Genomic DNA, 14,193 nt, shown 5'->3' with positions numbered 1-14,193 from the left:
GAAGATCACACTTGGCTATCAGGAGGCCTCGGTCCCGTTCAGCTATCTGGACGGAAACCAGAAGCCGGTCGGCTTTGCCATGGACATCTGCCTCAAGATCGTGGACGCCGTGAAGAAGCAGCTCAACATGCCCGACATCGCCATCGACACTCTCGCGGTGACGTCGTCGAACCGCATCCCGCTGATGGTCAACGGCACGCTCGACCTGCATTGCTCGGCGACCACCAACAATGCCGACCGCCAGAAGCAGGTCGCCTTCACCAATACACACTTCCTCAGCGCGACGCGGTTTGCTGCCAAGAAGGCCGCGAAGATCAACACCATCGACGATCTCAAGGGCAAGGCGGTCACGGCGGTAGCGGGGTCGGTCAACCTGACGCAGCTCGCCAAGGTCAACACCGAACGCAACCTCGGCATCAATGTGATGCCGGCCAAGGACCAGGCCGAGGCCTTCCTGCTGCTGGAGACAGATCGCGCCCAGGCCTACGCGCTCGATGACGTCCAGCTCTCAGTCGCGATCGCACGATCCAAGGAGCCGGCGCTGTTCATGATCAGCGAAGAAGCGTTCTCGAAGCCGGAGCCCTACGGGATCATGCTGCGGCGGGAGGACGCGCCGTTCAAGGCGCTCGCCGATCGCGCCACGGCAGAGCTCTACGCGAGCCCGGAGATCGAGGTCCTCTACAAGAGGTGGCTGGAATCCCCGACGCCGCCGAACGGCCTCAACTACAACGTCCCGATGTCGGCGGCCCTGCGCAACACCTTCAAGAAGCCGAGCTCGAGCTTCGACCCTGATGTCTACGTGGTGAACTGAGGCGAGGGCGCTACCGCGTCCGCGGCGTATCCAGCAACTGGCCGCCAGGAACGCGCCGATTGCTGCGATTGCCGCCAGCGCGAGCGCCCAGGTCGCGAACAGCCGATGACCGATCAGCGCGCCGCTCAAGAGCGGGGCGCTGACATTTGCGCCCGACATCAGGGACTGATAGAGGCCCATGATCATGCCCTGGCGGTTGATCGCGGTCGAGCGCGACAGCTCCGCGGTCACGGGGCCGGCAACGAGCTGGCAGACGGCATAGACCGAGATCGGCGCGCCGAGCAGGAAGGGCGTGGCGCCGAGCCGCTGCGAATAGAACGGCAGCAGCGGCAGGATGATTCCCATTCCCGTGGCGTCCACGGCGACGACGACGAAGGTCGGGACGAGCGTCAGCGCGCTCTCGCCCGCTATCGTCTCCCTTGCCTCAGTCGTGGAACCCGGTCCCATGCCGCGTTGTCCTGGTTCGCATTTGCGTGATCGATCGCACCACGCCGGATTATATAGTTGTAGCCTAATAGTTAGTGTCCTATCTAATTTGCATGGCCCCCGCGCAGGCACATATCCATTCCGAAATCGGTCGGGTCATCGCGCGTCTCGCTCGCATGTGGCGCCGCGAGTCGGATCAGGCGCTGTCCGATCACGGCCTGTCCTATGCGACCGCGATTCCGCTTTTGCTGCTGTCGCGCCAGGGCGAGAATGTCCGTCAGGGCGTGCTCGCCGACGAGCTTGGCGTCGAGGGGCCGTCGCTGGTCCGGCTGATCGACCTGCTCCAGGCCGAAGGCCTCGTGGAGCGCCGCGAGGATCCGACCGACCGGCGTGCCAAAACGCTACATCTGACGAAGGCGGGCGAGGCCAAGGTCGAGGAGACCAACCGGGTGCTGCGGCGGGTGCGGGCAAGCCTGCTCAAGGATATCGGCGCGGATGAACTTGCGATAACCTTCGAGACGCTCCAGCGCATCGAGCAGCGGGCCAGTCGCCTGCATGAAGCCAAGACGTTTTCCGAGGCGAAATAGTCATGCGCGCAGACGAGCCGTTCCTGGTCCGCCATGCGGACCTCGTTTTCGCTTTGAAGACGTTCGCTGCGTCGATGCTGGCGCTCGTCATCGCACTCGCCATGGACCTGCCGCGGCCCTATTGGGCGATGGCGACCGTCTACATCACCTCGCAGCCGTTGGCGGGCGCGACCAGCTCGAAGGCGTTCTTCCGCGTGATGGGCACGCTGGTCGGCGCGACCATGACGGTGGTGCTGGTGCCGAACCTGATCGATGCGCCGGAACTGCTCTGCCTCGCCATCGCGCTCTGGGTCGGGCTCTGCCTCTATCTCTCGCTGCTCGACGGCACGCCGCGCAGCTACGTCTTCATGCTGGCCGGATACACGGTCGCGCTGATCGGCTTTCCCTCTGTGTCCGAGCCCGGCGCCATCTTCGACACCGCCGTTGCGCGGGTGGAGGAAATCTCGCTCGGCATCATCTGCGCCAGCCTGGTCTCGACCATCGTGTTTCCCCGCAGCGTCGCACCGGCCGTGGCCCACCGCGTCGACAGCTGGCTGTCGGATGCGCGCCGCCTCAGCGAGGTGGTGCTGCTGCGGGAGGGCTCAGGCGAAACCCGTCGCGGCAAGCGCCTGAAGCTTGCGACCGACATTGTCGAGATCGACACGCTCTCCACCCATCTTGCCTATGACCGGTTGACCGACCGCAATGCCGTGACCGGCCTCAGTGAAATCCGGCTGCGCATGCTGACTCTGCTGCCGGTGATCGCCTCGCTCGAGGATCGGCTGGCTGCGCTGGGGGAGGAGGCCTTGCGGCGGCAACCCGAGCTGAAGCGGCTTCTTGAGGATCTCGCGCAATGGATCGCGAGCGATGTCAGCGAGCGACGGCCGGCCGAGCGGATCCGGGCCGCGATCTCGGAGCAGCAGGCGGTGCTCGACGGCGGCGCCGACTGGGAGCGGATCATCACCACAAGTCTGCTGTCGCGGCTGCGCGAGCTGGTCGACCTCTCGCGCGATTGCCGTGTGTTGACCGAGGCGATTGCCGAGAGCCGCAATGTTTCGACCATCGACCTGGCCTTTCATTCCGAGGCCGGTGCCGCGCCCGTGCGTCACCGCGACCGCGGCCTTGCATTGTGGTCGGCCGCCGGCGCGGTCGTGGCCATCCTGATCTGCTGTGCGTTCTGGATCGGGACCGGCTGGCCGGACGGTGCGTCGGCGCCGATGATGGCGGCGGTCGCGTGCTCGTTCTTCGCCGCGCAGGACGAGCCCGCGCGCTTCATTCGCAGCTTTGGCCGGTGGTCGCTGGTCGCCATCGTCGTCGTCGCGGTCTATCTGTTCGCGGTGGTCCCCGCGATCTCCCATCTCGAGATCTTGGTGGTCGCACTGGCGCCGACCTTTTTGCTCTACGGCTTCTTGATCGGCCGTCCGGCCACGGCGGGAACCGGGATGGCGCTCGCGGCCAACACTGCAACCCTGCTTGCAATCCAGTCGACCTACAGCGCGGACTTTGCATCCTACGCCAATTCCGCCGTGGCCTTCTTCATCGGCGTCGTCATCGCCGAGATCGTGACGCGGATTGCGCGCGGCGTCGGCGCGGAATGGGTCGCCAATCGCCTGGTGCTGTCGAACTGGAAGGCACTCGCGGTCGCCGCCGAACGGCGCGGCCAGCGCGACCGCGCGGAGTTCGCGGGCCTCATGCTGCACCGGCTCGGGCTTCTGGTGCAGCGCATCGCTTATCTCTCGGAGAGCGATCGCCGCGACACCGACAGCCTCGCCCAGCTTCGGATCGGGATCAACATCATCGATCTGCGCCGCGCCCGCTATGGGCTTGCGGCATCCACCATTGCCGTCATCGATGACATGCTCGATCGGCTCGCTGTCGCCTGCCGCGGCTACGCGGGCGACGGAATGCCGGCCGAGCTGCTGACGAGCGTCGACCGGGCGTTGGCCCAGGCGGTGAAGGATCCCAATGACAGCGCGCGCGAAGACGCCCTGATAGGTCTCGTCGGTATCAGGCGTGGCTTGTTTCCGGACGCGCCGGCTTACCGGCCACGCGCGGGTGAGAGTGTTGCGGCATGAGATATGTGATCGACATCTACGGCGTGCTCGTGCCGTCGCTGCTCCTGTGGATCATCGTCGCTTACGTCCTCAGCGCGATCCTGCGCCGGCTCATGCAGCGCTTCGACCTCTACCGACTGGTCTGGCATCGCGCGCTGTTCGATTTCTCGATCTTCGTCTGCCTTCTCGGCGGCGTCGTCTACCTCTCGGAGTATCTTTCATGAAGGGGAATTTCGCCTGGCTCGCTCGCCTCGCAGTGACGGTCATCGCCGTCGTCGCCGCGCTCGCCGTCGGCCGCGAGCTTTGGGCCTACTACATGGAGCAGCCCTGGACCCGCGACGGCCGCGTCCGTGCCGACGTGGTCCAGGTCGCGCCCGATGTCTCCGGCTTCGTCACCGAGGTGCTGGTCAAGGACAACCAGAAAGTCCGCCGCGGTGACGTGCTGTTCCGGATCGATCGCGAACGTTTTGCGCTGGCGCTACGCCAGGCCGATGCGTCGGTGGCCGGTCATCAGGCAACGCTCGATCAGGCCAATGCGGACCTGAAGCGCTACAGCGCGTTGACGACGGATGCTGTGTCGCAGCAGAAGCAGGAACAGGTGTTGGCAACCCAGCTCCAGGCCAAGGCGGCCTTCGATCAAGCCGTCGCCGACCGTGCCGTCGCCCAGCTCAACCTCGATCGCAGCGAGGTCCATGCCTCCGTGAACGGCGTGATCACCAACATGGACCTGCGCCCCGGCGCCTACGTCACAGCCGGGAAGGGCGTGATGGCGCTGGTCGACACCGACACGCTGCATGTGGAAGGCTATTTCGAGGAGACAAAACTCGCGCGCATCCGCGTCGGCGACAAGGTGCGGGTCCGCCTGATGGGCGAGACGGCCACGCTGTCAGGCCACGTCGAGAGCATCGCCGCCGGCATCGAGGACCGCGACCGCGCCGACGGCGCCAACCTGCTCGCCAACGTCAACCCGACCTTCAGCTGGGTGCGCCTGGCCCAGCGGGTGCCGGTGCGCATCGCGCTGGATCCTGTTCCCGACGCGATGTCGCTGGTTGCGGGACGTTCGGCGACGGTGGAGGTATTGGACTAACGCGAGCGCAGATGGAGTCGCGTTTGGGTTGGGGAAAAACCGGCAACGACCGTTTCAATACCAAATGGTGGAGCTAATCCTGCCTCGCGTGTGTGAGTCGGGGGAGTTGCTTTGGGCGTTTGGTTTTTAGTCCTAGCGGCATGCGTGGTTGGCGCGTTGCTCCTTTTGGCGTTCTGCCGATAGGACCGACAGCGGATGCACTTGTTGCTGCGAAGCATCAGCGAGCCGCTGAATAGCGGTTCCGGTCGGATGGTTTTTGACTGTGCAAGGATGACCGCGTTCACTCCCGGCGTTGGAGGCGGACGTGAGTTGGTTGCTTGTGTTTCTCATCGCCGCGAGCGCGATGGTGTTGATCGCTCATGCGATTGACGCGATGCGTTCCTGAGACTCTTCGAGACTTGGTTTCGTCGGTAGCCAAGTAAGCCACGAGAATGTTCCGAGGCCGGCGAGTGTCAATTCGAGGAACTTGGCCCTGTAAGCCGAGGTTGTCACAGCAGGAGGAATACGATCATGCTTATGTTTTACCTGCCGATCATAATCTTCAACGCGTTGCTCGAAGCAGCTACGAAGCGGAAGGATGTGCCGGTATCCATCGATGAGCCGCCAAGCTTCGATTAGACGCCGATTCCATTGCGTTGGCTTCGACGCTTACTGATGGGCCAACGCCTGCTCAGGCATTTGAATATTTCCTCAACTCCAACCGCGCGATCTGGTTTCTGTGTACCTCGTCCGGGCCGTCGGCGAGGCGCAGCAGACGCGCGGTGGCATAGGCCTGCGTCAGGCCAAAATCGTTAGAGGTGCCGCCGCCGCCATGGGCCTGGATCGCCCAGTCGATGATCTGGCAGGCCATGTTGGGTACGGCGACCTTGATCATCGCGATCTCGCTCTTCGCGACCTTGTTGCCGACCGTGTCCATTGCGTAGGCGGCGTTCAGCGTCAGCAGCCGGGCCTGTTCGATCATGATACGGGATTCCGCGATGCGCTCCTGCGTCACCGTCTGCTCGGAGACCGGCTTGCCGAAGGCGACGCGGCTGCGGACGCGGCGGCACATCTTTTCCAGCGTGCGTTCGGCCAGTCCAATCAGGCGCATGCAGTGGTGGATGCGGCCGGGGCCGAGGCGACCCTGCGCGATCTCGAAGCCGCGGCCCTCGCCGAGCAGCATGTTCTCCTTCGGGACCCGCACATTGGTGAAGACGACCTCGGAGGCGCGGTCGGGCACGCCGTAGAAGCCGAACACGGGGAGGGGACGCTTCACCTCGATGCCTGGCGTGTCCATGGGCACGAGGATCATGGATTGCTGCTCGTGGCGGTCCGGATTGTCGGGGTCGGTCTTGCCCATGAAGATGCAGATCTTGCAGCGCGGATCGGTCGCGTTGGTGGTGTACCATTTGCGCCCGTTGATGACGTAATGGTCGCCGTCGCGTACGATCGAGCTCTCGATGTTGGTCGCATCGGACGAGGCGACCGCAGGCTCGGTCATGGCAAAGCAGGAGCGGATTTCACCCGCGAGCAGCGGCTTCAGCCAGCGCTCCTTGTCCTCTTTCGTGCCGTAGCGCTCCAGCACCTCCATGTTGCCGGTGTCCGGCGCCGAGCAGTTGAACACTTCGGGCGCAAGATGCGAACGGCCCATCACTTCGCAGAGCGGGGCATATTCGAGATTGGTGAGGCCCGCGCCGTGGCTGGACTGCGGCAGGAACAGGTTCCAGAGGCCTTCCGCGCGTGCGAGCGGCTTCAATTCTTCGACGACGGGATAAACCTTCCAGGGCCCGAGCTCTTCGGCCTCGCGATAGAACCGCTCCTCATTGGGATAGATGTGCCGGTCCATGAAACTTTCGAGCTTGCGCTTGAGCTCGACGACTTTGGCCGACATCGGGTACAGCATCTTTCGTCTCCTTGAGCGATGGACGGCGCGGACGTCAGCGTGATCGCGTGCCGCCTCAAGCGACGCGGTAGTCCCTGAACTTCTCGCGCAACGCGGATTTGAGCACCTTTCCGGTGCCGGTCATCGGGAATTCGTCCAGGAACTCGACGGCATCAGGCATCCACCAGTTCGCGATCTTCGGGCGCATGTGGTCGAGCAGGGTCTTGCCGTCGACGGTCGCGCCCTTCTTGCGAACCACGAGGAGCAGGGGGCGCTCCTGCCACTTCTCATGCGCAATCGCGACCACGGCAGCCTGCAGCACGTCGGGATGCGACAAGGCGACGTCCTCGAGCTGGATCGAGGAAATCCACTCGCCGCCGGACTTGATCACGTCCTTGGAGCGGTCGGTGAGCGTGACGTGGCCCTGCGGGTCGATCACGGCCATATCGCCGGTGATCAGCCAGCCGTCGCGGTCGAGGCCTTCGTCGAGCTTCATATAGCCCGAGGCGACCCAGGGACCACGCGCGCGCAGATGACCGACGGACTTGCCATCACGCGGCAGCTCGTTGCCGCCATCGTCGACGACGCGCAAGGTGGTGCCGAAACAGGCGCGGCCCGAGACCTGGCGTCGGTCGAATTTCTCCTTGTCGCTGAGATGCTCGGAGCCCGGCCGCAAGCCAGGCATCGAGCAGCCGAGGGCCTCGGTCATGCCCCAGGCCTGGACGTAGTCGATGTTGTAATCGCGCTTCAGCTTCTCGACCATGGCGCGCGGCGGGGCCGAGCCTGACGACAGCGTTGCACGCAACGTGGAGAATTTGTTGCCGGTGCGTCCCAGCCAGTCGAGCAGGATCAGCCAGAAGCTCGGCACCCCCGCCGACAGCGTCACCTTCTCGCCTTCGAGCAATTCATACAGCTTGTCGGGCTCATAGTTGCGGCCGGGCAGCACCAGCTTCGAGCCGGTATAGGGCGCGGTGAACGGCATATTCCAGCCATTGCCGTGGAACAGCGGCGCCATCGGCATCATCACCTCGCGCACCCCTTCGACGTGTCCCGGCAGGAAGTCGAAATTGCAACAGGTCATGGTCTGCAGGATCGCGGCGCGGTGCGAATAGATCACGCCCTTGGGATTTCCCGTCGTCCCCGAGGTGTAGCAGATGGTGGAGGCGGATTTTTCGTCGAACTCCGGCCAGGTGAAACCGGCGTCGTTCTCCCGTCCCAGAAGCTCCTCGTAGCAATGGACGTTCGCAAGCTTCGTCTCCGGCATCCGCTCGCGCGAGGACATCACGACGTAAGCCTCGATCGTCTTCAATTGCGGCGCGATCGCCTCGACGATCGGCAGCGTGGCGCGGTCGATGAACAGCAGGCGATCTTCGGCGTGGTTGATGATGTAGACGAGCTGCTCGGGAAACAGCCGCGGATTGACGGTGTGCAGCACATAGCCCATGCCCGGCGCGGCGTAGAACATCTCGAAATGGCGGTGGGTATTCCAGGCCAGCGTGCCGATACGGTCGCCAGGAGCCATGCCGAGACGCTTCAAGGCCAGCGCCATGCGCTTGATGCGCGGATGAGCATCCGCATAGGTGTAGCGATGGATGTCGCCCTCGATCTCGCGCGCGACGATTTCCGCCTCGCCATGATAGTCGGCGGCGTACTGGATCAGGCCGCTGATCAGTAGCGGCATGTCCATCATCAATCCCTGCATCATTTCCTCCGGATGGCCATGTCGTTGCATGGCGCTTGTGATTTGCGCGCGAGGTTACCGGAACGCCACGCGCCGTTCACGCAAAAAACGGCGGACGCGATTGCATGCGTCACTTTTTCAGGGCTAACGTGAGGTGAGCTGCCGGCGAAGCAGCGCCTGCCGTGGAGGAAATGGATGTCAGCGGAAAGACACAAGACCGGCGCAGCCGGCACATCTACGATCGACATTTCCGCACTCCGCGCACGCTATCGCGACGAGCGCGATCGCCGTCTGCGCGCCGAGGGCAAGGCGCAATATGTCGAGGTATCAGGCGATTTCGGCCGCTATCTCGACGATCCCTGGGCCGATCCGGGATTTGCGCGCGAGGCTGTCAGCGAAGAGACCGAAGTGCTCATCGTCGGCGGCGGCTTTGGCGGCCTTCTCTGCAGCGCGCGCCTGCGCGAAGCCGGCATCGCGGATTTCCGCATCGTGGAAAAGGCCGCCGATTTTGGTGGCACCTGGTACTGGAATCGCTACCCCGGCGCGGCCTGCGATACCGAGAGCTACATCTATCTGCCGCTGCTGGAGGAGACCGGCTACATGCCGGTGCGCAAATATGCGCGGGCGCCGGAGATCTACGATCATTCCCGCCGTATCGGCCGCCACTTCGGACTTTACGAGCGCGCGCTGTTTCAGACCGTCATCTCGCGGATGGAATGGCAGGAGCCGGAGGCGCGTTGGCTGGTCGAGACCGATCGCGGCGATCGCATCCGCGCGCGCTTCGTCATCCTGGCCGGCGGCCCGCTGAGCCGGCCGAAGCTGCCGGGCATTCCCGGCATCGAAAGTTTTGCCGGACACAGCTTTCACACCAGCCGCTGGGACTACGCCTACACCGGCGGTACGGCTGAAGGTGGTCTCGCCGGCCTTGCCGACAAGCGCGTCGGCATCATCGGCACCGGCGCCACCGCCGTGCAATGCGTGCCGCATCTCGGCCGCTCGGCGAAGGAGCTCTACGTCTTCCAGCGCACACCGTCGGCGATCGGCGTGCGCGACGACCGGCCGACGGATCAGAGCTGGGCGCAGAGCCTCAAGCCCGGCTGGCAACGCGAGCGCATGGACAATTTCACCGCCGTGATCTCGGGCGAGCCGTTCGAGCAGGATCTGGTGCGGGACGGCTGGACCGGCCTGCTTGGCGAGATCCTGCTGGCGCCGCGCCGCCAGCCGCAGCCGGTGACCTCGCTGGAGGAGGCGCTGAAGGTCATCGAGCAGGCCGACTACCGCAAGATGGAGGAGATCCGCGCGCGCGTCGATGCCGTGGTGAAGGACGAGGCAGCCGCGGCCGCGCTCAAGCCCTGGTACAAGGCGTTCTGCAAGCGGCCATGCTTCCACGACGAATATCTCGACACTTTTAATCAATCCAACGTGCATCTCGTCGACACCAGGGGACAGGGCGTCGAGCGCATCACGGAGAATGCCGTGATCGTCGATGGCAAGGCCTATGAGCTCGACTGCCTGATCTATGCCAGCGGCTTCGAGGTCGGCACCGATTATGCCCGCCGCATGGGCTTTGAGGTCTATGGTCGCGACGGCATGAGCCTGTCCGAGCGCTGGCGCGACGGCGTCAAGACGATGCACGGCTTCTATAGCCGCGGTTTCCCGAACTGCTTCCTGATCGTCACGGTGCAGGCCGGCCAGAGCGCCAACTTCCCGCACATCATCGACGAGCAGTCGCAGCACATCGCCTATGTCATCGATCAGGCGCGCAAGCGTGGCGCCAGAACGCTGGAGCCGACGCTCGCTGCCGAGGGCGCCTGGGTCGACGAGGTCGTCAAGGCCGCGCTCGGTCGCCAGACCTATCTCGCCGAATGCACGCCCGGCTACTACAACAATGAAGGCGTGTTCGACCCGATTGCGGCAAGAAACAGCCAGTACTGGCGCGGGCCGGTGGCGTTCCTGCGGCTGCTCGACAAATGGCGCAAGGAGGGCAGCCTGGATGGATTGGAATTGACTTAGGGGACGGCCGCGGAGGCGGGCGGCGCCCCGTCCCGGCTTGAGCGGCGTGATCCAGCAGCACCAGAGCATCAAGGTGAACTTCCTGGCGGGAACGGGGCTGCGTGACTTGCGGGCGTCGCGACTTGCCGGTGTCAAGAGCTTTGCTTGGATCGATTGTACCTGTCGGGACTTGAGCGATCGCAACCGACGTAGGATCATGCGCTCGCGCGAGCCGGTCGCGCCGTAAGGAGAGGAACGAGCAATGATCATGGGCAGGACCGTCGCGACGGCGGTGATCGGCGCGGCCGCGCTGCTTCTCTCTCTGCCCGCGGCCGAGGCGGCGCAATGCGGCAGCACGCCGGCCGGGTTCGAAGGCTGGAAGCGCGAGTTCAGTGCAGAGGCGCAGGGCAAGGGCATCGGCCAGACCGCGATCTCCGCCCTGATGCAGACGAATTACGCCAGCGCGACCATCGCAGCCGACCGCGGTCAGCGCAGCTTCTCGCTGTCGCTCGATCAGTTCCTCGCCAAGCGCGGGGCCACCACCATCGTCGCCAAGGGACGGCAGCTCAAGCAGTCGCAGGCGGCCTTGTTCGCCTCGATCCAGCAGCGCTATGGCGTCCCGCCCGGGCCGCTGATCGCGATCTGGGGCATGGAGACCGGCTTCGGCAGTCAGCGCGGCAACCAGAACATGCTGTCGTCGATCGCGACCCTTGCCTATGACTGCCGCCGCCCTGAGTTCTTCACCGACCAGCTCTATGCGGCGCTGAAGCTGATCGACCGCGGTACTCTGTCGGGAGCGACCCGCGGCTCCATGCATGGCGAGGTCGGCCAGACCCAGTTCATGCCTAAGAACATCCTGGCCTACGGCACCGGCAATCTCGAGGTTGCCGCCAATGCGTTGAACTCGACCGCGAATTTCCTGAAGGCCCATGGCTGGCGTGCGGGAGCCGGTTACCAGCCGGGTGAGCCGAATTTCGCCGCGATCGAGGCCTGGAATGCGGCCGGCGTCTATCAGAAGGCAATCGCGCTGATGGGACGGCAGATCGACGAAGGGGGGACCGCCGCTTCACGCTGACCAGCTCAGCAAGGCGTGATGCGCCCGCGCGAGAAAGTTGTTGCTATCAGGAACCGACGGCATGAGGTTTGCTTTGATCAGATTCAGGGCTGGGCATGAGGAGGCTCAACATGGCAACCCAGATCGTGATGGACCAGACTGGCGACACACGCCACGAGTTTGACCCCGACAATGCCGAAGCGCTGGCGCGGGCCGAACAGCGCTTTCGGGAGCTGACCGGAGCCGGCTTTACCGCCGCCTTCCGAACCGGGCCCGGCGAAGTAACCCGTATCAAGTCCTTCGACCCGACCGCGCAGGAAACGCTATTCTATCCCCGCTTGGTCGGCGGCTGATCTGAGCTGCTCATGTTCGCGGCACTCAGGTTCCGCGCGCCGGCGCGTGCGCGCTTGCATGCGCTGCGCGAACTCTACCGTCGCTTCTTCGGCGAGAATACGCCGGATGCGCGCGGTCGCCGGCTTCTGGCCGAGTGGCTGACACCGGAGCAGCGCGCCCAGTTCGAGCAGTACCGGTATTTCGACGTGATCGGCTGCGATACCGGCAAGAGGTATCGCATCCACTACGGCACGGCCGCCAATGTCCACGAAATCGACGATGCCGGCATGGCAATGATGGGGTGGTGCTTCGTCCCGTCAGGCTTCCTGGTACCCGGCGACGTGATGCTCGCGCAGAAGATTGCGCTCGAGACGGACGAAAAGTCCGCGCTGGCGCTAGCCAACAGGTTTCCGCCGGCAACGCATTCGGAGCATTTTTACCGGCGGCCGTTCTAACGCGACGAGCGCAGGGCGCTCAGGAATGCGTGGTGCGATAGGCATCCAGCGCATGCGCCGCGAAGACGCCGATGCTGCAAAGAGCGAGGATGGCGGAGATCAGCTCGATCATAGCTCATCCTCCCGCACCGGCCGGGCGACGAGGTTTTGGCAGCAGGAATAATCCAGGATCAGATCAAGAAGGAATTGCATGGTGGCCGTCCCTGTATGATTTTGACAACTAGATAACCGGCCAACTGTTTCAGGCGTGTTTCGTCGCACCGGGAAWGGGGTTTCTTGGGGAACCCTTCGGCTGGTTTGTGCGCCGCGGACCCGCTACATCGCGCATTTAGCTCAATTTCTTTGGCCGCGCGTCTTCGCAAGCGGTCTTGCATGGCGAGGCAAAATCATGGCGCAGGTCGAGTGGTTCGACGATCTCAGCATCGGAATGCGGTTCAAATCCCCCGAAGTTCAGGTCACCGAAGCCGACATCAAGCGCTTCGCGGCCGAGTTCGATCCGCAGCCGATGCACCTCGACCACGAAGCCGCCAAGGGGACCCTGTTCAATGGGCTCGCCGCGTCAGGATGGCACACCGCCGCGATTGCCATGAACCTCGCGATCCAGACCCGTCCTTTCGGCCCGCATCCGCTGATCGGCGCAGGCGTCGACGGGTTGCGCTGGACCATTCCGGTGCGGCCCAATGACCGTCTGCATCTGGTCGGTGAGGTTATGGGCCTGACGCCGTCGAAGTCGAAGCCGCAGGGCATCGCGCTGGTGAAATGGACGATGTTCAACCAGAACGGCGAGGAGGTTTACACCTTCACTCCGATCGCGATCGTGCCGCGGCGGGGTTAGGATGGAAGCCGCTTGCCGCTGCCTTGCCCGCGGCCTGAAGCTCTTGCGGGCCGCCGGCAGAGGTGATCATCTCGGCTCCGGGGAATACGCCGGAGGCTGACATGAGACGATTCCTTCTCGTCGCCGGAATGCTCGCAGGCGCCTGGAGCGCCGGGCCCGCGCTAGCGCAACAATCCAAGGTCGGCGACTGGACCATCGAGAAGCGCACGCAGGATACGCATTGCAATGCGAGCCGCGGCTACAAGGACAAGGAGGACGAGAACCGCGACTACGTCATCGTCATCACCTATTCCGAGAAGGCCATCGTGATCGTGATGATCTACGACGGCTGGGAGTGGGACAAGGTCGGCGAGGTCCTCCGGGCCGACGTCGCCACCGATGACGCCGATATCATGAAGAAGGCGAAGTGGGAGGTGATGGACAAGACCACGGTACGCGGCATCTTCGAATTCGACCAGTCGATCATGGATCGCCTCTCGAAGGCCAAGCGCCTCACGCTCGATTTCGAGGACGATGACGACGACAGCATCGAGATGCAGGTCCCGCGCGCCGGCGAGGCGCTCGCTGCACTGAAATTCTGCGAGGAGAACCGGAAGTAGGCCGCGGAGGCGGGTCCGCAAGCCGGGCAGGCGACAGCAGCCGATCGTCGCGAGTGGGCGCGTGACGCTTCGCACACCGTCCGACTGCTGTTCGCATTAATCCTAGTCTTTGGCGAAAACGTCCAAGCCGCATCCTGCGCTTGACGTTACGCAAGGACGATGTTCGATATTCCAGCATTGCGCTGTCGCATTTTTTCCCCGTCCAAGGCGGCGATCGGCCGGCCTGCCTGCTTCAGTTCCCGACGCGCTCGCCCCTATCACCACCGGGGTAACACGCAGATCCCGTCGTCCATCCGATGACGATCCTCCAGGCAAACCGGTTCTCGTCGCTCGTCGGCGAGATCTACGATGCGGCGGCCAATCCCGCGCTGCGTGGCGCCGCATTGGAGCAGGTTTCGAATTTCGTCGGCGGATGTGCCGCCACCATCCTGTCCAGGGA

The 14,193-nt window shown here is 64.1% G+C and carries 13 protein-coding genes and 1 pseudogene; 12 read left to right on the top strand and 2 right to left on the bottom strand.

Annotation, left to right across the window (positions count from 1 at the left end):
* The 5 genes from AC1D00_RS06560 to AC1D00_RS06540 form a co-directional block, all read left to right on the top strand.
* Positions 1–811, top strand: an 811-nt coding sequence (locus AC1D00_RS06560) for an amino acid ABC transporter substrate-binding protein (RefSeq protein ID WP_477010095.1), incomplete at its 5' end; no start/stop codon positions are given.
* A gap of 539 nt (positions 812–1,350) precedes the next feature.
* Positions 1,351–1,824: a MarR family winged helix-turn-helix transcriptional regulator gene (locus AC1D00_RS06555; protein ID WP_477010096.1), complete on the top strand. Its 474-nt coding sequence runs from the start codon at positions 1,351–1,353 to the stop codon at positions 1,822–1,824.
* 2 nt (positions 1,825–1,826) lie between these two features.
* Positions 1,827–3,878 (top strand): FUSC family protein, encoded by a 2,052-nt coding sequence (locus AC1D00_RS06550; protein ID WP_477010094.1) that lies wholly within the window; start codon positions 1,827–1,829, stop codon positions 3,876–3,878.
* Positions 3,875–4,081, top strand: a complete 207-nt coding sequence (locus AC1D00_RS06545; protein WP_028170911.1) for a DUF1656 domain-containing protein — start codon at positions 3,875–3,877, stop codon at positions 4,079–4,081. Before AC1D00_RS06550 ends, AC1D00_RS06545 begins: the two co-directional genes overlap by 4 nt.
* Positions 4,078–4,944: an efflux RND transporter periplasmic adaptor subunit gene (locus tag AC1D00_RS06540; protein WP_135173886.1), complete on the top strand. Its 867-nt coding sequence runs from the start codon at positions 4,078–4,080 to the stop codon at positions 4,942–4,944. The genes AC1D00_RS06545 and AC1D00_RS06540 overlap by 4 nt, the downstream gene beginning before the upstream one ends.
* A gap of 670 nt (positions 4,945–5,614) precedes the next feature.
* On the opposite strand, the gene AC1D00_RS06535 is transcribed toward AC1D00_RS06540, so the two are convergent.
* Together AC1D00_RS06535 and AC1D00_RS06530 are read right to left on the bottom strand one after the other, a co-directional pair.
* Positions 5,615–6,826, bottom strand: coding sequence for an acyl-CoA dehydrogenase family protein (locus AC1D00_RS06535; protein WP_404555451.1), 1,212 nt, complete (start codon positions 6,824–6,826; stop codon positions 5,615–5,617).
* A gap of 55 nt (positions 6,827–6,881) precedes the next feature.
* A complete protein-coding gene (locus AC1D00_RS06530) occupies positions 6,882–8,507 on the bottom strand; it encodes a long-chain fatty acid--CoA ligase (protein ID WP_477010093.1) in 1,626 nt (541 codons plus the stop codon).
* Between the two features lie 174 nt (positions 8,508–8,681).
* Between AC1D00_RS06530 and AC1D00_RS06525 the strand changes: the two genes are divergently transcribed.
* The 7 genes and pseudogenes from AC1D00_RS06525 to AC1D00_RS06495 all read left to right on the top strand — a co-directional run.
* A complete protein-coding gene (locus AC1D00_RS06525) occupies positions 8,682–10,499 on the top strand; it encodes a flavin-containing monooxygenase (RefSeq protein WP_477010092.1) in 1,818 nt (605 codons plus the stop codon).
* A 241-nt stretch (positions 10,500–10,740) separates the two neighbouring features.
* Positions 10,741–11,553 (top strand): lytic murein transglycosylase, encoded by an 813-nt coding sequence (locus tag AC1D00_RS06520; protein ID WP_135173882.1) that lies wholly within the window; start codon positions 10,741–10,743, stop codon positions 11,551–11,553.
* Positions 11,554–11,663: 110 nt separating this feature from the next.
* Positions 11,664–11,885, top strand: a complete 222-nt coding sequence (locus AC1D00_RS06515) for a hypothetical protein (RefSeq protein WP_027543198.1) — start codon at positions 11,664–11,666, stop codon at positions 11,883–11,885.
* A 12-nt stretch (positions 11,886–11,897) separates the two neighbouring features.
* The gene (locus AC1D00_RS06510) at positions 11,898–12,320 is read left to right on the top strand and encodes a hypothetical protein (protein WP_027543197.1); all 423 of its coding nucleotides are present in this window, start codon (positions 11,898–11,900) and stop codon (positions 12,318–12,320) included.
* A gap of 388 nt (positions 12,321–12,708) precedes the next feature.
* A complete protein-coding gene (locus AC1D00_RS06505) occupies positions 12,709–13,155 on the top strand; it encodes a MaoC family dehydratase (protein WP_477010091.1) in 447 nt (148 codons plus the stop codon).
* A gap of 101 nt (positions 13,156–13,256) precedes the next feature.
* Positions 13,257–13,754: a hypothetical protein gene (locus tag AC1D00_RS06500; RefSeq protein WP_135173880.1), complete on the top strand. Its 498-nt coding sequence runs from the start codon at positions 13,257–13,259 to the stop codon at positions 13,752–13,754.
* 296 nt (positions 13,755–14,050) lie between these two features.
* A pseudogene (locus tag AC1D00_RS06495) lies at positions 14,051–14,193 on the top strand (LuxR family transcriptional regulator); the annotation flags it as partial.

It is taken from the genome of Bradyrhizobium sp. P2_E8 (assembly GCF_056403875.1).
The sequence above is the reverse complement of the archived record's forward strand: the minus strand, read 5'-3'. Positions and strand labels throughout refer to the sequence as shown.

Excerpts from the sequence above, each read along its gene's own strand:
- AC1D00_RS06555 (WP_477010096.1), top strand. The coding sequence starts at position 1,351 with ATGGCCCCCGCGCAGGCACATATCCATTCCGAAATCGGTCGGGTCATC.
- AC1D00_RS06540 (WP_135173886.1), top strand. The coding sequence starts at position 4,078 with ATGAAGGGGAATTTCGCCTGGCTCGCTCGCCTCGCAGTGACGGTCATC.
- AC1D00_RS06550 (WP_477010094.1), top strand. The coding sequence starts at position 1,827 with ATGCGCGCAGACGAGCCGTTCCTGGTCCGCCATGCGGACCTCGTTTTC.
- AC1D00_RS06525 (WP_477010092.1), top strand. The coding sequence starts at position 8,682 with ATGTCAGCGGAAAGACACAAGACCGGCGCAGCCGGCACATCTACGATC.
- AC1D00_RS06515 (WP_027543198.1), top strand. The coding sequence starts at position 11,664 with ATGGCAACCCAGATCGTGATGGACCAGACTGGCGACACACGCCACGAG.
- AC1D00_RS06530 (WP_477010093.1), bottom strand. The coding sequence starts at position 8,507 with ATGCAGGGATTGATGATGGACATGCCGCTACTGATCAGCGGCCTGATC.
- AC1D00_RS06505 (WP_477010091.1), top strand. The coding sequence starts at position 12,709 with ATGGCGCAGGTCGAGTGGTTCGACGATCTCAGCATCGGAATGCGGTTC.
- AC1D00_RS06545 (WP_028170911.1), top strand. The coding sequence starts at position 3,875 with ATGAGATATGTGATCGACATCTACGGCGTGCTCGTGCCGTCGCTGCTC.
- AC1D00_RS06510 (WP_027543197.1), top strand. The coding sequence starts at position 11,898 with ATGTTCGCGGCACTCAGGTTCCGCGCGCCGGCGCGTGCGCGCTTGCAT.
- AC1D00_RS06520 (WP_135173882.1), top strand. The coding sequence starts at position 10,741 with ATGATCATGGGCAGGACCGTCGCGACGGCGGTGATCGGCGCGGCCGCG.
- AC1D00_RS06500 (WP_135173880.1), top strand. The coding sequence starts at position 13,257 with ATGAGACGATTCCTTCTCGTCGCCGGAATGCTCGCAGGCGCCTGGAGC.
- AC1D00_RS06535 (WP_404555451.1), bottom strand. The coding sequence starts at position 6,826 with ATGCTGTACCCGATGTCGGCCAAAGTCGTCGAGCTCAAGCGCAAGCTC.